Genomic DNA, 20,198 nt, shown 5'->3' on the forward strand with positions numbered 1-20,198 from the left:
AATGTGGACTAATGTTATTTTCTCCCTAAGCTCAGCCATTTACTTATTGATTGGTCACACTATGGTTGCAGGCTCCCGTTAATTGTTTTTTATAAGATTATGGTCACGCAAACCGACCTGTAAGTTTATGAAATGTAATAAGAAGCAAGACACACAAGCTCGGTTTGTTATGTGGAATAATCATAATTGTTTCTGTTAGATCTAGATGGCCTATAAAATATCAGGCTCATAACTGGACGATATTATTCCAACCACAACCAATCACATTTCAAGTCATTCAGAAGCATATTACCGAGCCGATTGGATACATTCTTACTGAACGCTGACTCGCCTATCACTAGACACTATGTCAAAATACCCTCCCTCACGACGACAACACAGAAAGAACCACGTATATGAATTTTCAAGCTGCTATTTTTGATATGGATGGACTGCTGCTCGACACCGAGCGACTTTGTATGCAGGTTTTTGAAGAAGCATGTCACGCGCAAGGTGTTCCGTTTTTGCAAGATGTCTACCTAGGCATCATTGGCTGTAACGCAAAAACCATCGAACAGATTTTTCGAAATGGCTACGGTGAAAACCTAGACTACCCAGCGCTGAATAACGAATGGCGCACGCGCTACAGTGCAATCGTTAAAAACCAAGCAATCCCGGTAAAAGACGGCGTGATTGAGTTGCTTGAATGGCTAAAATCAAACAGCATTCCAATTGCGGTCGCGACCTCCACTCAGCTTGATATCGCAAAGAAGAAACTTGAGCTGGCTGGCTTAGATTCGTACTTCACCTCGTTAAGCACAGGCTGCGAAGTGACTCACGGAAAGCCTCACCCAGAGATCTACCTGCTAGCGGCAGAACGCTTAGGTGTTGCACCTGAAACCTGCCTAGCGTTTGAAGACTCAAACAACGGTATTCGTGCATCAATGGCAGCGAACATGATCAGCTTCCAAATTCCAGATTTGGTTGAACCTTGCGAAGAAGTAAAAGCGCTTGGCCACACGATCAGCCCATCGCTGCATCATGTATTGGCGCAGCTACAACAGGCCGCCGCATAAGCTCTGATTACCGTTGATAACGCTTTAATCAACACAGAATAACCTTTCTATTAAGCCGACTCACAGAGTCGGTTTTTTTGTGGGTATTCCTTTTATAAAAGATAAAAACTCGCGCTTGAAACTGTTAAAGTCGATGTGAAACGATGGAAATCGAGAAGCAATATTGATAATGGAGAAAGAGACGCGTGATAGAAAAATTTGAAAGCCAACTGCTTGATTTTGCACAGCAAGAGATGACACAAGATGCAGCGCACGACATCAGCCATATTAAGCGCGTAGTCAAAACTGCCAAGGCTTTATGTACTCAAGAACAAGCTAAGCTTGAAGTCGTTCTGCCTGCCGCTTATCTTCATGACTGCTTCACCTTTCCTAAGAATCACCCAGACAGAGCCAAAAGCTCGCAAATGGCAGCAGACAAGGCGATCTCTTACCTCAAATCTATCGAGTATCCGGCGTCTTATCTCGACGAGATCCATCATGCGATTGTCACGCACAGCTACAGCGCCAACATCACACCAGAAACCTTGGAAGCACAGATTGTTCAAGATGCTGACCGCCTAGATTCTCTCGGTGCGATTGGCATTGCACGCTGTCTATACGTTGGTCAAAGTTTCAATGCCGAACTCTATAACCACGAAGACCCGTTCGCTGAACATCGAGACTTGAATGACAAGCATTACAGCGTCGACCATTTCTACGTGAAGCTGTTCAAGCTCGCTGAAACCATGAATACAGAATCCGCCAAATTGGAAGCGAACAATCGCACCGACTACATGCGTGGCTTTCTTGAACAATTGGGCGCCGAAGTTTAACGGCAGGCAACTTAAGGGCTCACTTGCCTAATAAGCATTAGGCAAATGAAAAGTCAGTTGGTACAGCGCAATTTGTCACTAATTTCGAAGCTTCTGACAACCTTCCGTTATCCTCACTAATATTGAAACGGACAATCGTATCCGAATCTTGATTGCCAACGTATAAGTTGCGCCCTGTTGGATCCAAAGCCATTCCTCTAGGCGCTCTGCCTTCTGTCGATATCCAATCAATGGCTTTCAACAAGCCTGTTACTTTGTCAACACAGTAAGTGACAATAGCATTCATCCCTCGGTTTGTTGCGTATAAATAATCCCCTGAAAAACTCATACAAATTTCACCGCCGGTATTGCTACCTTCAGGAACCTTTCCTGGATTATTTGGATCAAATTCAGGTAGGGAATAAATAGAACCTTCTGGTAATAAAGACAGTGTCTGCCCCCAAATGAATGACGCCCTTTCATTGTCAAATTTATAGCAATCCACTGACGAAGATAATTCATTTAGAACATATGCATAGCGATTATCTGGGGCAAAAACCATATGTCTTGGCCCACAACCAGCAGCAACCGTTACAACAGGAACTTCCGCCGGCACAAACTTACCCTCCGGGGTCAAAGACCATGAGTTCACTTGGTCATTTCCTAGGTCAACACCGAAAACATACTTCCCATCAGAAGCTGACAAAATCATATGTGGGTGTGCCGCAGACTGCCTGTTTATCTCAACTCGGCACCCTTCAAGTTCGTTGTAATACTGATCGGCAATTTCCCCCAATGAACCGTCAGTATTAATCTCCAATGAAACAAAGTTTCCTGAGCCATAATTAGCAGCAAGCAAATAACGCCCATCAGTACTCACTTCGCAATGACAAGGCCAGTTCCCGTTCGTCAATTGGGTATTAACAAAGCTCAGCTCCCCGGTTTCACGGTCAATGCGGAAAGCACTCACTCGCCCATCAAGGCTTGAGCCGTCAATACCCAACTCATTTACACAGTAAAGCATCGACTTGTCGGCATTAGTGGTTATAAATGATGGATTTGGCGTTTCCATAACTTGTATTAAGCATAAATCATTGGCTTCAATCTTATAGACTGAAATTCCCTTCGCTTCACTAACACTAGCGGCACCTGGTGCAAAGTGAGGGTAAGTGTAGCTTGCTACGTAAAGGTACTGATTATTCATAATAGAGCCATTTATCAAAAATTATTGAAAACACCCGAACCTGATGAGTGGCTCGGGTGTAAGTTCAAAGCCTATGCTTTAACAGATTTTAGTTCTGTGCCTTTATTCTCATTTGAGTTGGTCGGCTTTGTTGCGTAATTCAATGGAACTAAATCAAGAGCCTACGATCTGATCAGCTACGTTCACTCCTTCTCGTAGCTCTATGCCTAAACCTCGTTACAAAACAACCAACTGGAAGCAATACAACCAATCACTTATTAACCGTGGCTCTCTGACCTTTTGGATTGATGAAGAGGCAATAAACGGGTGGGCGCAAAGCAAACAGAGTAAGCGCGGGAGGCCACGTCGGTTCAGCGATTTAGCTATCACGACAGCGCTCATGGTGAAACGAGTTTTTTCTATGCCACTGAGAGCTCTGCAAGGGTTTATCGACTCAATATTTAGGCTTGCCCATGTTCCATTAAGTTGTCCGCATTACACCTGCATCAGTCGTAGAGCAAAGCAAGTTGAGGTCTCATTTAAGACTAAAGCGAGAGGAGCAATACAGCACCTGGCCATTGATGCAACTGGCCTAAAGGTTTATGGCGAAGGTGAATGGAAAGTCAAAAAACACGGGACAGATGGTAAGCGTAGAGTTTGGCGAAAGCTGCATATTGCCGTTGATACAAGCACTCATGAAATTATCGCAGCCGAGCTAAGTTTATCGACGGTTACAGATGGAGAAGTCCTCCCGAACTTACTGAAACAAACACGCCGAAGTATCCTTGAGGTGTCTGGTGATGGAGCTTACGACACGAGATTGTGTCATGCTGCTATTAAGATTAAGGGAGCCATTGCGCTTATTCCCCCAAGAGAAGGGGCAGCCTTCTGGGAGCGTGGTCATCCTCGAAACCTCGCCGTGGGTTGCCAGAAGTTATACGGCTCAAATAAGTATTGGAAAGAGCGGTATGGGTACCACAGACGTTCACTATCAGAAACAGCGATGTATCGAGTTAAACAGTTACTAGGAGGACGATTGAGCTTAAGACATTACAATGCGCAGGTGGGTGAGACTTACGCGATGATAAAAGCGTTGAACAAGCTTACTGGGTTAGGTATGCCTGAAACTTGTCGTATTGACTAAGAAACACACGAAATGGGGTAGCTCTATCTATAAATTTAATTACGCAACAAAGCCTCGCTAAGCTCATGATAAAAGCCCCTTCAGACAAATTATTTGTTATACGTACAGAATAAACCCAAAGATGTATAGAAGAAGCGAGCAGTAACCCAACCAAGGCTGCTTTAACCAGTAATATTGAAGGTAGTGCTCTTAACTTCCTATAACAGAAAGGCAGTAGCAATAGACTCGCAAGAATAAAGCGACCAGCGATAAACGCCCCACTAGAGATTTCTTGTAAAACAAACTTTGACGCTAGCCAACCGACCACAGCACATAATGTGGCAAACAGTAAATAGAGCTCCCCCCGTACACGGCTCAGCATAGTGCTATTCATCAAACATAACGACGATTTTACCCACGGTTCTTTGGTCTCGCATTTTCATTAATGCGTCGCCAGCTTCCTCCAAAGTGATATGAGTAATCTTAGGGGCTTGGATGCTTTTCGAATTCAATAATGAATTAAATGCGTTCCCTGCCTTAACGATTCCTTGAATACCTTGCTCTCCATTTCGATATCCTGCACCTAAACTGAGTTGATGGAGGGTAATGCCTCTCAATTTCGCGGACTCATAAGTAGTAAGATTAGCGGTCTCTACCAATTCAACCATCTGACCTTCATATTCCAGCACGTTTGCACATATTTGCTCTGAAGATCCGCCAACACAATCAAGCGCAACCTCGACACCAAGATCACCTGTTATAGAAAAAACCTCTTGTTTTATATCTGCTTTATTATAGTCAATGGCATGGGTAGCCCCTAAACTCTTGACGTACTCTGTGTTTTTACCTGAACACGAAACAATAATATTCTTAACACCAAAATGTTTGGCAATTTGGATGGAAAAACTTCCAACACCTCCTGCACCGCCTGCAATAAATATAGAATTTTTTGTTTGTATATTCAGCCTGTCAACAAGTGCTCGCCATGCAGTCCACCCTGCACAGGGCGTGGATGCCGCAACATCAATTGGAACATTAGGTAAGTGCGTTAAAGCATCAACTCGCTGCACCGTATACTCAGAAAGCCCACCATATTGACGCAGCATATCACCATGAAAAAGAACTCTATCGCCGATTTTCCATTCGGATGGAGCTTGCGGTAATTGTACTATTTCGCCAACAACATCTAACCCTACAACAAAACTATTACTCATTTCTGGAGCACTCTCGTGCCAGTTAACTATTTTTGTATCAACGGGGTTGAGCGCACAAGCCAACACTTTCACAACAGCTTCATCGCTTGTTGGTTGAACCGCAGGTAATTGGCACAAAGAAAACTCATCCTTGCTTGATTTATAAGCAACAGCTTTCATTTTTATATCTCTATGATAAAAAAGCTTCCACGAATTTAGGGAAGCTTTTATTGACGACTAAGTTAATGAATCAGCCCGGAGTGTCGAGCTACATACATTGCACCTATCGCAGAAAGGTCTTCAACTTCATTGCAATGTGTAATTTTAACATCTGGATATAAGGAACGAATTAGCGCACCAGTAGCCTCACACAGTAACCCTTTCCCTCCAATATATATTGGAGTATCAGGTGTAAACTTTAATTGAGGGGCACTTTTCAGCGCTTTAATATCAGAATGTAAAATAATACCAACAAGGTAATTTGCTAATTGTTGATGACTTTCTCCACCAAACTGCTCTTTCAATCGAATAGTAAAGAGAGCATGGCCTAAACCGTATTTTTCAACAGCACCATAACCAGCTAAAAGCGACGATTTGCACAGTTCATTAGCAAATTTATCTTGTAGTGAACTCGTTAATATTGTGTGATGAGTAATAATTGAATTCAACTCACCAGCTAACGTTGTGCAGCAACCATTGATAGCTTGTGAAGCACTAATAGAAATAAATTTAGAGTGAGAACCAGGTAGCGCAATAATTGCGTCATGGTTAATGTCGAATAACTCTGCTATTGCTAAGGCCTCTACCTCTTCACCTCTCATAATATCAAGCCCTTCCACTGATTTGATATTATTGGTATCTAAGTTTTTCAACCCTGGAACAAAGTGAATTGGCGTTTCAGATATCTCTGGAAATACTTTACTGAAGATATTGTTGGAGAAGTCCTGTAATGATACGGGAGCAACTAAATGAGGTACTTCAACCAACCCTAAGTTTGACGTTATCATGCCAGCAGCAAGAATAGCTTCAATGTCTTCGTTAGCTACATTATGTTCCAATGTAAGCTGTGAAATAGCCTGAGAAATAGTAGACAGAAGTTGAGTGTTATTCCCATCAATACTCGTATTTCTCACACCGACTTCCGCCTTAACGATCCCAATACGCTTTTTTCCTTCAAAAAGCGAAACTCGCGTATTAGTTGTTCCTGCATCTATGGTAATAATCATACACTTTCTCTAAAAATAGGGGCAGCAGCGCTACCCCTCAATTGACTGACGGTAATTCGTTTAAATTACCGATGAAGAGCAATTAAATTCGACCGAATTTAGCAAGTAGTTGTTCTACCGTTGCGCCGTTCAGAATCTCTTCACGAACCTTCATCTCGTTTTCTGCTAACTGTTTAGCTGCTGGGTATACTTCCTCAACATGCTCGTAAGCAACAACAGTAACACCCAGCTCATCAGCAACAACAAGGTCACCCGGGTTCACGATTTGACCGCCACACACTACAGGTACATTAATTTCAATCGGTTCAGTACGACCAGTTTCTGCCGAGTGAGCTGCACGAGGTGATACAGAACGAGACGCGATTGGGAAGCCAAGAACTTTCGACTCATCAGTGTCACGTACAGAACCATCAACAACAGCGCCAACAACACCAGCAGCGCGAGCTAGACCAGACATCAAGCCACCCCAGATTGACGTATTTGGAGTGCCGTTTGCATCGATAACAATAACGTCGCCCGGCTGAGCAATATCAAAAATTGGTAGACAATCTACGATATCGCCTGGCTTAAGTTTTACTGTTAGTGCAGTACCGATGAATGGTTTATTTGACGAGCGGAATTTGATCTCATGATCCATAACACCGTCACGCTTAAACGCATCACTAAATACCGCACTGACGCTCAAAACGTCTGTCATTTCAGCACATTTAGCAATTAGTTCTTCATTCACTTGCGGACGAGGGTTAATGATTTTTTTTGCGTATTCCATTTTTACTTCCTAATAAGTTGTATTGCTTGGCTGTAGCGACAAGCGTTTTCGTAAATTGTGTTAAATTCTTTTTTATCAACAATCGTGTTGTTGACAAGGTTCGAGCCTATTCCAAAACCAACAGCACCCGCTTTGGCAAACTCAGGAATATTGTTACTATCCACTCCGCCGACAGCGATAAACTTCAAGTCAGACAGAGGCGCAGCTAATGCTTTCAAATACTCGGGGCCAAGAAGCCCTCCGGGAAATAGCTTAATGAAGTCAGCTCCAGCATCATGTGCTTGCACAGCCTCTGTGGCGGTCATAACACCAGGTAAAGATACCAACTCAGCATTTCGTGTTGCCACGACAACATCGGCGTTGAAATCGGGGGAGACAATAAAGCTGCCTCCGATTGCTTTTACAGTTTCAACTTGCTCAACCGTGGTTACTGTTCCTGCACCAAAAATGAGTTTGTCTGCATATTCACTACTAAGTACTTCAAGCGCAGCAATAGTGTTTTCGTCACCATTTTTTCGGTCAAAGGTCACTTCAACTAGGCGGACTCCACCTTCATAAAGTGCATCCATTGTTGGGCGAAGGCTTTCAACGGAAATACCACGCACAATGGCAAAAACTTTATGCTCTTCAATTGCAGCAAGTGTTTTTTCTCTCATCATGCGGGCTGTTCCATTCGTTTTTTGTTAGCTTGTTCAGACAAAGGCGTTTTCACTCTTTGCACTGGATCCAACGGCTTACCACCAAGCAGTACCGCTTTAGCGTTTTCAGCAGCTATGCGACGACATTCTTGAAATGCTTCTTCAGAGACATACGCAACATGAGGTGTCACAACACAGTTATCTAGGCCAAAGATTGGGTTATCTGCAGGGTTCCAGTTATCCAATTTTGCAGGCTCTTCCTCTGGGTCATCTAAACCAGCAGATGCAATCCACCCTTCCGTCAGTGCTTTATAAAGCGCTTTATTATCAACAACCTTACCTCGTGCGCCATTCACTAAGACCGCATTAGGCTTCATTTTTCTTAGGCGTTCTTCGTTGATTAATCGGTCTGTTTCTGGTGTATGTGGACACATCACATTCACCACATCCGATGTTTCGATTAACGTATCTAGGCTCACTTTTTCAACACCGAATGTGTTCATATATGAACTAGAAACATACGGATCAAAGGCAACGACCTTAAAGCCTAATGCAGTGACCTTCTTGGCGATATTTTGAGCAATGCGACCAAAACCTATTAGTCCCCAAGTTGATGAGCGAAAACGCTTTGGAACTAGACCGTCAATATCCCAGTGCCACTTCCCTTCATGAGTCGACTTGTCGTATGCAGGTATACGTCTAAACAGAGTTAGTCCCAATGAAATAGAGTGGTCAGCTACCTCATCAATACAATAATCCGGTACGTTTGATACTTTGATGCCATGGTCATAGCAGGCTTCGACATCCAAGATGTCTACACCGATACCGTAGCGGCAGATTATTTTGCAGTTTTCCAGCTGCTCAATAGTGCTTCTAGGAATTTTCGCGTACTGCTGAAGAATCGCGTCAGCATCCTTTGCCAATTCGCCAAGCCCAATACCAGTCTTACAGTTAAGGCCAATAACTTCAGCACCGATTGGTTCTAAAACGCTTCTCTCAATGTCTAAATCTGGGTAATCAAAATCGGAAACATAGACTTTGAATTTCTTTTGTTCTGTCATTCTGTTATTCCTTTACTTCGCAATCTAACATCTGAGATCTAACATATCAGCTAAAATCCCTTTGAAAATACACAAAGAGCCAAACTGTGATCAAAGCCTTAAAACCCGACCAATTACGCTAAATATGCTTAATAAATCTTCTTTTGTAAGATAATTGACCCTATGATATCTAACATATCAGTCAACATCCCATAGCGAGAAGTAGTATGAAATGGTTAAATGATAATTTGGAAGCTGCCTTGGGGGGCGCGTTATTAGCGGGGGTAGTTCTTCTAATAACAGTACAAGTAATAATGCGTTATGTATTTCAAAACGCACTATCGTGGTCTGAAGAGCTTACGCTCTGGACATTCATTTGGTTTATTTGGATAGGCATTTCTTATGCTTTCAAAGAACGAAAGCATGTTAAGGTCACTTTTTTCCAAGACTTGCTTCCAATTAAAGCAAAAGCGGCTTTAGAGGTAGTCATCGACATCTCTGTCATAGTCTTCTTACTTATCATGACATATCAGTCTTATAAGTTGATTTCTCTACCATATGTTCTTTCTCAAAAGTCGGTAGTATTGAACCTTCCAATTGCGATTTTATATGCTTCCGCCCCTGTCGGTTCTTTATTATCCGTTTTCCGCATCATTCAGTTTTACGTAGCTAAACCAGCTCAAACATCACTACCGATAGGGGGGTAATATGTCAGGTATTATTTTATTCGTAGCATTAGGTCTACTTTTAGCGCTGGGCATGCCTATCGCGATGAGTTTAGGTATAAGTTCTCTGCTTGTAATGAGCTTCGTTGACGGGACTCCGCCAATCAGTTTAATGGCACGTTCAATCGTAACAGGAGCAGACTCATTCCCATTAATTGCTGTCCCACTGTTTGTTTTGGCAGGTGATTTAATGCAAAAAGGCGGACTATCTGCACGAATCATTGGCTTTGCCTATTCTTTAGTTGGTCACATCCGCGCATCACTTTGTTACGTAAACGTCATTGCTTCTATGTTCTTTGCTGCTATTTCAGGATCTGCACCAGCAACTGTAGCTGCAATTGGTTCAAATATTATTCCTTCAATGACTCAGCAAGGATATAAAAAGGACTTTTCTTCAGCACTAACTGCGTCAGCAGGTATGATTGGTGTCATGATCCCACCAAGTATTCCATTTATTATCTATGGTGTGTCTGCAGAAGTATCGATCGGCAAACTATTCTTAGCCGGTATCATTCCGGGTGTTTTATTCGGCCTAACATTCATGCTGATGAGTCGAATCGTTGTACGAAATCAACCTATTATGGATGTAGAACCCACTCCATTTAGTTGGTCTGGTGTCGTATCACAATTTAAAGATTCCATTTGGGCTCTTATTGTTCCTGGTATCATTCTTGGTGGTATATATGGCGGTATATTTACCCCAACAGAAGCGGGTGCTGTGGCGGTTGTATATGCTATTGTTTGCGGTTTATTTATCTATAAAGAAATCAGCTTTGCTGATCTTCCAAGCATATTTGCACGCTCTACATTAACTTCTGCAACAATATTAGTATTAGTGGTCTTTGCGGCGGCTTTTGGTCGATTAGTGACTTTTGAACAAATACCTACCGCAGTCGCAACAGCATTGGTAAACATCTCTGACAATCCGATTATTATATTGCTTCTAATTAATATTATGTTATTGATTATCGGCATGTTTATGGAAACTATATCAGCAATTATTATTTTGACGCCTATATTGTTACCTGTTGCCGTTAAAGTAGGTGTAGACCCTATTGTCTTTGGTGTAATTCTTACCGTGAACTTAGCCATTGGATTCTGTACTCCACCTTTAGGGGTAAATATATTTGTGGCAAGCCAAGTATCTAATGTAAGTATCGAGAAAATATCTAAAGCCCTGATACCATTTATAATTTCCATGCTAGCCTTGCTACTAGCAGTCACTTTTATCCCTGAATTATCACTATTTCTCACTCGGTTAGTGGGGTAAATATTAAAGAGTAACTAAATAAAGCTTCGGATTAATTCTGAAGCTTTTTTTATATTTATTAATTAGCGTGACTCCCCTCACAGCAAAATAAAAGCCACCATGTAATATCTAACATATCAGATGTCACCAACATTTGTGCGAAGTTGGACCATATAAAAATAGAACTCTGAACACCTACAAGGGAATATCATGAACAAATTCGTTTTAACTGCTGCTGTATCAATGCTTGCACTTTCTACTTCAGCTCTTGCTGCAACTACCATCCGAATTGGCCATGGTGCCAACGAGAATTACCACTTACACCGAGCTTTAGAAAAGTTCAAAAAAGATGTGGAAACTAAATCTCAAGGCGAGTTTGAAGTACAGATCTTTCCAAGCTCTCAAATGGGACCGGATCGTGAAATGATCGAAGGTGTTCAATCTGGAATGTTACAAATGGCTGTATCACCGTCATCATTTTACTCTTCATGGGACTCATCTTTCGACGTTGTAGAACTGCCGTTTATCTATCCAAGTAAGCAAGTCGCACTCGATACTGTTCATAGTGCTGCTGGTGATAAAATGCTAGACAGACTAAACAATATGAACCTGCAAGGCCTAGGTTGGCTGGAAAATGGTGTACGTCACGTGTCGAATAGCAAGCGACCAATTACCTCTCCAGAAGATCTGCAAGGTCTTAAGATTCGTACAATGAAAGTCCCTGCTCACGTGAAAACATTCAACTCTTTGAATGCAACAGCAACACCAATGAACTTTGGTGAGGTGTACTCTGGTCTTCAGCAAGGTGTCGTTGATGGCCAAGAGAACCCAATCGCACATATCTATTCTCAACGCTTCTACGAAGTTCAAGATTACGTCAGCCTGACTGGCCACGTGATCACTTTCTATATCCCAGCAATGAACCTTGAGTTCTGGCACTCGTTATCACAAGACGATCAGCAGCTGATTAGCACAGCGATGCGCGATGCCGAGATTTACCAACAAGAGCTGGTTACTCAAGAGGAAGGAGCTCAAATTGAATCATTCAAAAAGTCTGGTACTCAAGTTAACTCTTTAACAGAAGCCGACCTACAACAGTTTATTGATGCTACAGAACCTGTTCGTCAAGAGTACAAAAACAAGCTTGGTGCGGATGTGTATGATACTTGGATGAAAGCAATCAAAGAGAATTCGACACAAAGCTAATTTTTATTAAAGCCGGTCATATTTTAAAGAGAGGGTTCGTCCTCTCTTTTTCTAATTGGGGAACGCTATGTTTGAAAAAAAAATAGAATTCACTTTGGATGGTGGCTTCGAATGTGAATTGCCACAAATGATGGAAGTCCATCAATACTTTCAACGCAATAAAATTCACGATATCAGCGAGCATGTGAAACGCTCTCTGAACTCTTACCCAAACCCAGAACGACTTGCTGGTCAATCTCTTGCAATAACGGTCGGCAGTCGTGGTATTTCAGGCCTTATTCCTGTCCTTCAAGAAACGGTCAAGTTTTTAAAGTCACACGGAGCACATCCGTTTATCGTACCTTCTATGGGCAGCCATGGCTCGGCAAACGCCGAAGGACAAGTTAAAATTCTTGCTTCCTATGGTATTACTGAAGCATCAATTGGCACAGAAATTCGCTCTTCCATGAATGTAGTGAAAGTATGCGAAATGCCTGATGGTGTGCCGCTTTATCTAGATAAAATGGCAATGGATGCCGATGGCATCATTCTCTGCAATAAAATAAAACCTCACGCAGATTTTAAAGGGCAAGTAGAGAGCGGTTTGCTAAAAATGCTATGTATTGGCTTGGGTAACCACCTTGGCGCATCTTCTTTACATCGATACGGGTTTCATAATTTCCATACGGTGATTCCTGAAGCCGGCAAGAGACTACTTGATCAAATTCATGTCCCATTTGCAATTGGCCTTATCGAGAATGCTTATGATGAGTTGATGGACATCGAAGTTGTCGAACAACAAGATATTCTGAATTGTGAGCCCATCTACCTCGCAAAAGCTAAACAAAACATTGCTCAACTACTAGTTCCAGATATCGATGTGTTAATCATCCAGGAAATAGGTAAGAACATCAGTGGTGAAGGAATGGACCCAAACGTCACAGGAAAGCCTGGCTCTGGTGTGTCTGGCTTCGAAGGACCCAACATTGGAAGCACAGTTGTACTGTCTCTAACTGAAGCCACACACGGTAACGGAGTGGGTATTGGCATGGCTGATATTACAACAAGAGAACTTGTGCAAGGGCTAGACCTTTCAGCCATGTATACGAATGCAGCAACTGCCGGTACGTTAGCCACAGCAAAAATTCCAATGGTGATGAATAGTGATTATGAAGCAATTGTTTTTGCATTAAAAACAGCCGCAATACACGACATTCGTCAAGCAAAAATTGTATGGATAAAAAACACGCTGGAACTCGATACTATCTATGTATCTGAACGCTTAGCATCGGTAATAGAAGGAATTGAGCAGGCAAGTTTAAAGGCTGAATCCCAAAAGTTCCAATTTGATAGTAACAAGAAGTTGCTACCTTGGAGTGCACCTTCACATCTGTAATAACTAAAATAAGTAAGTGGGATTCCCATTATTTACTTGGGTTATCCCACCAAAATGTTGATTCGATAGCCTTAGGCTACATCAAAATTATCACTGTGGCGTAAAGCTATTAATCATCTTAATGGCTGCACAGGCCGCCCCAAAACCATTATCTATATTCACTGTCATTAAACCGGCAGCGCAGCTACCCAAACACGCATTCAGCGCTAGTTGGCCATCTGCAGAGACCCCATACCCAACAGAGGTTGGCACCGCTATGATCGGTTGTGAAATAAGCCCAGATAATACGGTTGGTAACGCCGCCTCCATGCCAGCTACTGCAATGATGAGTTTAGCTTTATTCAGTTCATCTAAAATATTGGTTAAACGCCAAAGTGCAGACACTCCAACATCTTCATATAAAGTGGCTCCGATACCATGATAGTTTAACGTTCTCAAAACTTCCTGACATACAGAAGCATCGGAGGAACCTCCAGAAACAATGGCAATTGGATAGTTTGATACTCGAGGTATTTCTACTGCTCCATTCAGGATTGCAGTCCTCGAGGTCGCGCAGTAGTCCAGCTTCTGCTGACTTTGTGGTGAAAGTAACGCGTATTTACTTTTTTCTAGGCGAGTAAACAATAATGAGGTTTGTTGCTGCTCCCCTAGCCTTACTATTTTCTCTATTTGATCCATTGATTTGCTAGCACAGAAAATTGCTTCTTCTACACCGCAACGTGCACGACGTTCAAAATCAATAATAATATCCGCCATTACTTTGCACCTACAAAAGCACTGCCCATTTTATATGGCATAAACTGAATCGGAAGCTCTGATAAAGAATCTCGAACTAATTGAACAATCTCTTTCGTCATTGTGGTTACTTCACTTTCTGACAGTGTAGCGAATGTATCCTGCTGAATTTCGATACCTATCTGGTTATGTTGTACTCGACAACGTAGCGTTTGATTCGGGAAATATTGACGCAGGTACTTCTCAACTTTCTGAACCGCGCCTAGATTGGTGTCATTTATCTGTATTCCGGTCTCAATCCGGCTCGATAGACATGGAGATGCTGGTAAAGTGGCTAACTCATCTAAGTTCAAATACGTAGCAAGCGAACGAATTGCTGCTTTATCAATTCCAACTTCAACATAAGGATGTTTAACGCTGAACTCTTTTGCAGCAATTAAACCCGGTCGATAATCATCAAGATCATCCAAGTTTGTGCCTGAAACTAGCTCACCAAATTGAAAACTCGCCAAAGTGCTATATAAGCATGATTTACAGTAATAGCATCGATTTACTGGATTGTTTTGGTAATGAGGATCATCGAGTTCACCACTTTTGACGATTTCTAAATTCCATCCATATTTCTCAGCATGGTTTTTAATACGTTCAGTATCTTGTGAGGATACTGCGGAAGACAAAGAATGAATGATTTTCGCGTTACTTCCTAGCACGTTGTGAGCAATATACGCGAGAGTCATGCTGTCGACTCCCCCACTGGTTGCTACTGTTACCTTGCTTAACGTTAATAGATAGTCGCTAAGTTTGATTAAGTCATTATTAGTTGCAGTCATGATGAGAAACCTCTTCTGCTAAGGCTTTTAACGTCAATTTTTGTTGGTAGTTTGTCGGTTGATAACCTTCAAGATGAGAAGACTCAAGCTTACTGGTTACACTCCCATCTGGTCGAGTCACTGTTTTCACATCATAATTTTGCTTAGCAACTTCTACTTGGTGATGAGCACGAGGTAAAACGGTACGCTGACATTCCCAATACCTCACACCAATTGTCGAAGTATGAGACAAAATAAAGTCGATTACAGTTTCATGGCGCTAATGGCTCACAAAGTACATTAAGCGTACTGATATGACGGTTTTTTTTACCATGAGCAATCACCTCTGTTATTTCTAGAACGCCTTGCTGTAGACGGATCTCTTCCCGTGCAATAGCAAGCATTTCACTGGTCATGTCATCTATATCAAACTGAATATTCGTAACAGAATTTTGAGTTGGTGAAGCTTCAAATTTATCGGTTTTAAGCACCGTAGCACGAAGCAAGTTTGCCCTATCAGGTAAAGCTCGCTGACCAAACCCATAGCCATTACATAGCACTTCAGACTTAGGAATTCTTAAAGAAGGCTGCAGCCACGCAAGTATTGCCGCACCGGTTGGGGTTACTCTCTCTCCCATGACACCATCATCGACAATAGTAAAACCTTTCAATAGTTTTATTGTGGCAGGTGTCGGTACAGGAATGACACCATGAGCGCATTTTACTGTTCCACCTCCCCATGGAATCGAAGAGCATGACCATGATTCTGCCTTCGAATAATGGATCAACCAACTAGCAGAAAGGATATCTACAATACAGTCCCAAGCACCTACCTCATGGAAGTGAACATCTTCAATTGATTTACCATGAATTTCCGCTTCAGCTTTAGCCAAAAGTGCAAAAATACCTACAGAATTCGATTTAACTTCACTGTTTATAGGTAAGTTAACTAACATTTCACGAATGTGTTCCCAGCTCCGATGTTCATGACTATGACTATGACTATGACTATGACTATGACTATGACTATGACTATGACTATGACTATGACTATGACTATGACTATGACTACTATGATCGTGGAATGGTGCTAACTCAACATTAAATCGCTTTCCAGATAGTCCCTTATCCATTGCTGGTGTTAAACCGAATTCAACTTGAGCCTGATCTTTAATGATTTCCAAGTCATTAAACAGATCAACTTCCAACTCAGGCAAGGCGTCAAGCATTGCTGCTGTAAACATATCGCCGGCGATACCACCAATCAAGTCTAGGTGAATGTGCATATTGTTTCCCTCGAGCTTCTCGTACTACTACAGAACACTCTCTACTATATCTAACATATTAGCATCCATACTAAACTTGATAAGAGTGAATTCCCACACTCCAAACAAGCCAAAAATGGCATTTGTGACTCATATCCACTTGTCGGCAATCGCTTTACAAAAACCACCTAACATCTGATATGTTAGATGAACAAAAACTTAAATAGAACCGTTATATATGAAGATCATTTTTACGCTGCTTGGGCTATTACTAGCTTCCCCTACAGCGTTTGCACACGTCGTCGAATCACATTCAGGTATTGCTAGTGGTTTGTTACACCCTCTAACTGGCTGGGACCATGCATTAGTAATGATAGGTATCGGAATTGCCGCTGCAGTAAACGCTAAAAGCAATGCAAGAATAAGAGAATACACCGCAGCAACCCTTGTATTCGCTTTGTTAGTTGGCAGTTTAGTGGCTAGCGGTGGCTGGGTTATTAAAGCTTTCGAATCGTTAATTACTCTATCCATTGTCATAACTGGAGTCATTGTAATGTTAGGGCTGCTGAAGAAACCATTAGAAAAAGTTACCTACATGTGTACGGCAGCCATCGCTATGGTTCATGGCTATACCCACTTAATAGAAGCTCCTCATTCCGTGGGAAGCATGCCATTCATCATTGGGGTATGCATTTCAAGCATCGCAATCTACTACTTCGGGGTTGCTTGTGGAAAGCTGACAATGCACCACTCGCATATAAAGAAAATATCGATGGTTGTAGGCAGCATGTATTTGCTAATTGGTGCACTCGTTTCTATTTAATATGGCGATTACTGTTCACTGTTTAATTGATGTATAGTGATAAGCAATCGGGTAAAATGCCGAACAAATAATTTATTAGAGGTAACGAGATTGAAGAGTATTACTCGCCCTAAAAGCTTAACTGAAAATGTGGCTGAAAATTTACGCTACTCTATTGTGAGTGGTGAACTGTCACTCGGACAGCCACTCTCGGAAGCTTCACTATCAGAAACATTCAACGTTAGTAAAACACCCGTGCGTGAAGCCTTGTTTATCTTGAAACAAGAAGGGTTGATTGACATTATCCCTCAAAAAGGCAGCTTTGTTTTTAAACCTGATGAAAAATCGATTGTCGAGCTTTGTAATTTTCGAAGCTATATAGAGCCTATCGCTATCGCAGAATCTATTAAAAACAACCCTCAAGAATTTTTAGAAAGCCTTGAGATCTGTATTGTTAAGATGGAACACAAGCGCAAAAACAACGACTTTAAAGCGTTCTTATTACTAGATGGTGAATTTCACGAGTCCTTCTTTAAATACTGTGATAACTCAATTTTAAGAAAGAGCTACCAACTCGTCCAATTCCACATTGGTGCTATCCGTAGCCACCTAACGAGCACAGAAGACGCGTTTGACGACATTCTAGAAGATCATAGAAAAATCTATCAATTACTGAGCAACAACAACGTCAGTGAAGCGCAATCAGTCTTACAGCAACATGTATTGGATATAAAATCGATCATCGATGCTTGTGTACTAAATAAAAGTGCTTAATTTTTTAGAGCTGCCCCTTAGCCCATAAGCTGGCAGCTTATTCCACCATATCTAGCTGTACCCTTTTAAAGCTCCCTCACTTAGTATTAAACACCTTTAGCCCAACGCTACTATCTTGTATATCTTAAATAAAAATAGGTTAATCCCCTTAGCCGTTTGAAATTACGTTATTAATCCCAATATCAATGGTTACCTATTGCTCACTTTGAAATGTTCATGACTCAAGAAAAATTTTCAACCATCTACCAACGTGCGGCTCACCGTAAAGGCGGAGCAGCCGAGCTCGAAAAGATTGTTCGTGCGCCTCTTTCACAAGCCGAGTTATCACAAATCACCGACGACCGTTGGCTTGCAGCCTTTACTGAGAAGGTATTCCAGTGTGGTATTTCGTGGAATGTGGTGAGAAAGAAGTGGCCGCAATTTGAAGAAGTGTTCTTTGAATTCAATATCGAAAAAATGCTGATGCTGCCGAATGAAATGTGGGAACAGAAAGCACAAGACCCGCGTATTATTCGCCACCTCACCAAGGTAATGACCATCCCTGCGAACGCCACCATGATTCACAATGCCAAGCGTGAGGCGGATTCATTCTCACAAATGGTTGCCGAGTGGCCATCAGAGCGCATTACAGAACTCTGGGATTACCTGAAAAAACACGGCAAGCGTTTGGGCGGTAATACTGGCGCTTACACCTTGCGCCAAATGGGCAAAGATACTTTTATCCTATCTTCTGACGTTGAAGCGCATCTGCGCAGTACAGATGTGGTCGATAGCGGTCGTAACACCAAGCGAGCACAACTGGCAGCGGGCAAAGCCTTCAACGAATGGCAACAACAATCAGGCCGTAGCTTGAGCGAAATAAGCCAGATTGTTGCGTACAGCTGCGGTGATAATCGCGTCTAGTTTTGAGAAGAATGACTTAAAGCTCTAGATTGCACACAGTTCACTGCAAACTAAATGTTATAAGTCATTAACAAATAAGCGTGCATCGCACTTTCATCCAGTGGCATTGTATAGATAAATGTATACAATATAGAGTAATACTCATGAATTATTCTCGACCAAGCCAACTCGACTAAACAAGGGTCCTTATCTCTATGACAGTTCTCAAAAATTCTGTCTCCAAAGGTGTAAAAACGAAAGTAACAGGCCAGACTCAAGACGATGTTGTTTACTGCCATATCTTCGACGCGATACTAGAACAAAGGCTGCCACCAGCCACCAAATTAAGCGAAGAAGCCTTAGCAGAAATCTTTAGTGTTAGCCGCACCATTATCCGTCGTGCCTTGCTGCGTCTCTCTTTAGAACAAGTTGTGGTGATCCGTCCTAACCGAGGTGCTGTGATTGCAGCCCCAACAGTAGACGAAGCCAAGCAGATATTTAAAGCACGTGAAGTGATGGAAATTGCTATCACTGAGCTAGCGGTTAAAAACGCAACCAAAGCCCAAATCGACGAGTGTAGAAAACTGGTCGCGAAAGAGAACTGCGCCTTTGACCAAGGTGACTATGGTTCTGGCTTACGTTTATCTGGTGAGTTCCACATCAAACTGGCTGAAATGGCTGAGAACGCGCCACTGCTGGCTTTCCAACGTAGCTTGGTATCGCAAACCTCTCTGCTTATTGCCCAGTATGAAACCGGTAGCCACTCAAACTGCTCTTTGGATGAGCATGAAGGATTGCTGGATGCGATAGAGTCTGGCGATGAAGAGCAAGCCGTTGACCTAATGCGAGAGCATTTAAGCCACATTCGTTCGAAGCTCAACCTAGACAGCAGCACAGCTTCTAGTGATCTGCATGTCGTGTTCTCAGATCTGCTTAAGAGTAAGTCATAGACGATTCAAGAAGCGATTAACAACCATCATTCAACAACTTTTTTTTAACAATCTCCTGTTAAAAAAGTAAGAGAAGTAAGCCTCTGCGTTTACTTCTCTTTTTTATGCACTCTCCCCTAAAAATAAAGACGACGATCGGCTCACATCCATCTAAAACACTGCCTATTCTAGCCTCAACAACGATCTTAGCCTCTACAGAATCACTTCCAACAGTACCATAAACCTTGTCTTTATCTTGTATACATAGCCATCAATTCATTCACGCCATAAAACCATTCGCCATCAACCAAAACCCTTATAAAACATACAACTAAATATAAATTTGAATTGTATACAATCTACAATATCGCAATGTTGTTGCATTTTTGTAAATAAATAGTTGACCGCAGGGTCAGGATGGATAATTAT

Annotated in this window: 22 protein-coding genes; 11 read left to right on the plus strand and 11 right to left on the minus strand. The window is 42.1% G+C overall.

The features are described 5' to 3' along the window. The first annotated feature begins 395 nt into the window (after positions 1-395). Both AC3CH3_RS17750 and AC3CH3_RS17755 read left to right on the plus strand, forming a co-directional pair. Complete coding sequence (locus AC3CH3_RS17750; protein ID WP_019821262.1) at positions 396-1,055, plus strand: HAD family hydrolase; 660 nt, start codon at positions 396-398, stop codon at positions 1,053-1,055. A 185-nt stretch (positions 1,056-1,240) separates the two neighbouring features. Next, positions 1,241-1,867 carry an HD domain-containing protein gene (locus AC3CH3_RS17755; RefSeq protein ID WP_488538853.1) on the plus strand — a complete coding sequence of 209 codons (627 nt, stop codon included), beginning with the start codon at positions 1,241-1,243 and terminating at the stop codon, positions 1,865-1,867. A gap of 37 nt (positions 1,868-1,904) precedes the next feature. On the opposite strand, the gene AC3CH3_RS17760 is transcribed toward AC3CH3_RS17755, so the two are convergent. Beyond that, positions 1,905-3,050 (minus strand): lactonase family protein, encoded by a 1,146-nt coding sequence (locus AC3CH3_RS17760; protein WP_488538854.1) that lies wholly within the window; start codon positions 3,048-3,050, stop codon positions 1,905-1,907. Positions 3,051-3,252: 202 nt separating this feature from the next. On the opposite strand from AC3CH3_RS17760, the gene AC3CH3_RS17765 reads away from it, so the two are divergent. Next, entirely contained in the window at positions 3,253-4,173 is a 921-nt protein-coding gene (locus AC3CH3_RS17765) for an IS5 family transposase (protein ID WP_488537233.1), read from the plus strand. Here the strand turns inward: AC3CH3_RS17765 and AC3CH3_RS17770 are convergent. The 6 genes from AC3CH3_RS17770 to AC3CH3_RS17795 all read right to left on the minus strand — a co-directional run bounded on the left by AC3CH3_RS17770 (position 4,133) and on the right by AC3CH3_RS17795 (position 9,039). Further along, entirely contained in the window at positions 4,133-4,546 is a 414-nt protein-coding gene (locus AC3CH3_RS17770) for an EamA family transporter (protein WP_488538855.1), read from the minus strand. The genes AC3CH3_RS17765 and AC3CH3_RS17770 overlap by 41 nt on opposite strands. Continuing rightward, positions 4,539-5,525, minus strand: a complete 987-nt coding sequence (locus tag AC3CH3_RS17775) for a zinc-binding dehydrogenase (RefSeq protein ID WP_488538856.1) — start codon at positions 5,523-5,525, stop codon at positions 4,539-4,541. Before AC3CH3_RS17775 ends, AC3CH3_RS17770 begins: the two co-directional genes overlap by 8 nt. A gap of 62 nt (positions 5,526-5,587) precedes the next feature. Then, positions 5,588-6,571 (minus strand): 2-dehydro-3-deoxygalactonokinase, encoded by a 984-nt coding sequence (locus tag AC3CH3_RS17780; RefSeq protein WP_488538857.1) that lies wholly within the window; start codon positions 6,569-6,571, stop codon positions 5,588-5,590. 82 nt (positions 6,572-6,653) lie between these two features. Continuing rightward, positions 6,654-7,340: an RraA family protein gene (locus tag AC3CH3_RS17785; RefSeq protein WP_050651299.1), complete on the minus strand. Its 687-nt coding sequence runs from the start codon at positions 7,338-7,340 to the stop codon at positions 6,654-6,656. Positions 7,341-7,342: 2 nt separating this feature from the next. After that, positions 7,343-7,999, minus strand: a complete 657-nt coding sequence (locus AC3CH3_RS17790) for a bifunctional 4-hydroxy-2-oxoglutarate aldolase/2-dehydro-3-deoxy-phosphogluconate aldolase (RefSeq protein ID WP_151417173.1) — start codon at positions 7,997-7,999, stop codon at positions 7,343-7,345. Beyond that, on the minus strand, positions 7,996-9,039 hold the full coding sequence (locus AC3CH3_RS17795) for a C-terminal binding protein (RefSeq protein WP_341634429.1): 1,044 nt from the start codon (positions 9,037-9,039) through the stop codon (positions 7,996-7,998). The genes AC3CH3_RS17790 and AC3CH3_RS17795 overlap by 4 nt, the downstream gene beginning before the upstream one ends. Before the next feature lie 206 nt (positions 9,040-9,245). On the opposite strand from AC3CH3_RS17795, the gene AC3CH3_RS17800 reads away from it, so the two are divergent. The 4 genes from AC3CH3_RS17800 to AC3CH3_RS17815 all read left to right on the plus strand — a co-directional run bounded on the left by AC3CH3_RS17800 (position 9,246) and on the right by AC3CH3_RS17815 (position 13,573). Further along, entirely contained in the window at positions 9,246-9,725 is a 480-nt protein-coding gene (locus AC3CH3_RS17800; RefSeq protein ID WP_488538858.1) for a TRAP transporter small permease, read from the plus strand. A 1-nt stretch (position 9,726) separates the two neighbouring features. Next, positions 9,727-11,013, plus strand: a complete 1,287-nt coding sequence (locus AC3CH3_RS17805; protein WP_151417177.1) for a TRAP transporter large permease — start codon at positions 9,727-9,729, stop codon at positions 11,011-11,013. Positions 11,014-11,202: 189 nt separating this feature from the next. Further along, positions 11,203-12,198, plus strand: coding sequence for a TRAP transporter substrate-binding protein (locus tag AC3CH3_RS17810; RefSeq protein ID WP_488538859.1), 996 nt, complete (start codon positions 11,203-11,205; stop codon positions 12,196-12,198). Between the two features lie 67 nt (positions 12,199-12,265). Next, positions 12,266-13,573, plus strand: coding sequence for a nickel pincer cofactor-dependent isomerase, group 22 (locus AC3CH3_RS17815; protein ID WP_341634426.1), 1,308 nt, complete (start codon positions 12,266-12,268; stop codon positions 13,571-13,573). A 90-nt stretch (positions 13,574-13,663) separates the two neighbouring features. On the opposite strand, the gene larB is transcribed toward AC3CH3_RS17815, so the two are convergent. From larB to larC (AC3CH3_RS17835), 4 genes are read right to left on the minus strand one after another with little or no spacing between them, the layout of a single operon-like run. After that, the gene (larB, locus tag AC3CH3_RS17820) at positions 13,664-14,329 is read right to left on the minus strand and encodes a nickel pincer cofactor biosynthesis protein LarB (protein WP_488538860.1); all 666 of its coding nucleotides are present in this window, start codon (positions 14,327-14,329) and stop codon (positions 13,664-13,666) included. Continuing rightward, a complete protein-coding gene (gene larE, locus AC3CH3_RS17825; protein WP_488538861.1) occupies positions 14,329-15,138 on the minus strand; it encodes an ATP-dependent sacrificial sulfur transferase LarE in 810 nt (269 codons plus the stop codon). Before larE ends, larB begins: the two co-directional genes overlap by 1 nt. Beyond that, on the minus strand, positions 15,125-15,370 hold the full coding sequence (gene larC / locus AC3CH3_RS17830) for a nickel insertion protein (protein WP_488538862.1): 246 nt from the start codon (positions 15,368-15,370) through the stop codon (positions 15,125-15,127). Before larC (AC3CH3_RS17830) ends, larE begins: the two co-directional genes overlap by 14 nt. Positions 15,371-15,389: 19 nt before the next feature. After that, entirely contained in the window at positions 15,390-16,403 is a 1,014-nt protein-coding gene (gene larC, locus AC3CH3_RS17835) for a nickel pincer cofactor biosynthesis protein LarC (RefSeq protein ID WP_488538863.1), read from the minus strand. A gap of 217 nt (positions 16,404-16,620) precedes the next feature. Between larC (AC3CH3_RS17835) and AC3CH3_RS17840 the strand changes: the two genes are divergently transcribed. From AC3CH3_RS17840 to AC3CH3_RS17855, 4 genes are all read left to right on the plus strand, one after another. Continuing rightward, positions 16,621-17,205 carry a HupE/UreJ family protein gene (locus AC3CH3_RS17840; protein WP_488538864.1) on the plus strand — a complete coding sequence of 195 codons (585 nt, stop codon included), beginning with the start codon at positions 16,621-16,623 and terminating at the stop codon, positions 17,203-17,205. Between the two features lie 90 nt (positions 17,206-17,295). After that, entirely contained in the window at positions 17,296-17,958 is a 663-nt protein-coding gene (locus tag AC3CH3_RS17845) for a GntR family transcriptional regulator (RefSeq protein WP_341634421.1), read from the plus strand. Between the two features lie 216 nt (positions 17,959-18,174). Beyond that, the gene (locus tag AC3CH3_RS17850) at positions 18,175-18,861 is read left to right on the plus strand and encodes a DNA-3-methyladenine glycosylase I (protein WP_488538865.1); all 687 of its coding nucleotides are present in this window, start codon (positions 18,175-18,177) and stop codon (positions 18,859-18,861) included. 194 nt (positions 18,862-19,055) lie between these two features. Next, the gene (locus AC3CH3_RS17855) at positions 19,056-19,790 is read left to right on the plus strand and encodes a GntR family transcriptional regulator (RefSeq protein WP_488538866.1); all 735 of its coding nucleotides are present in this window, start codon (positions 19,056-19,058) and stop codon (positions 19,788-19,790) included. Positions 19,791-20,198: the final 408 nt, after the last annotated feature.

Source organism: Vibrio sp. QJM3NY_35 (assembly GCF_057785915.1).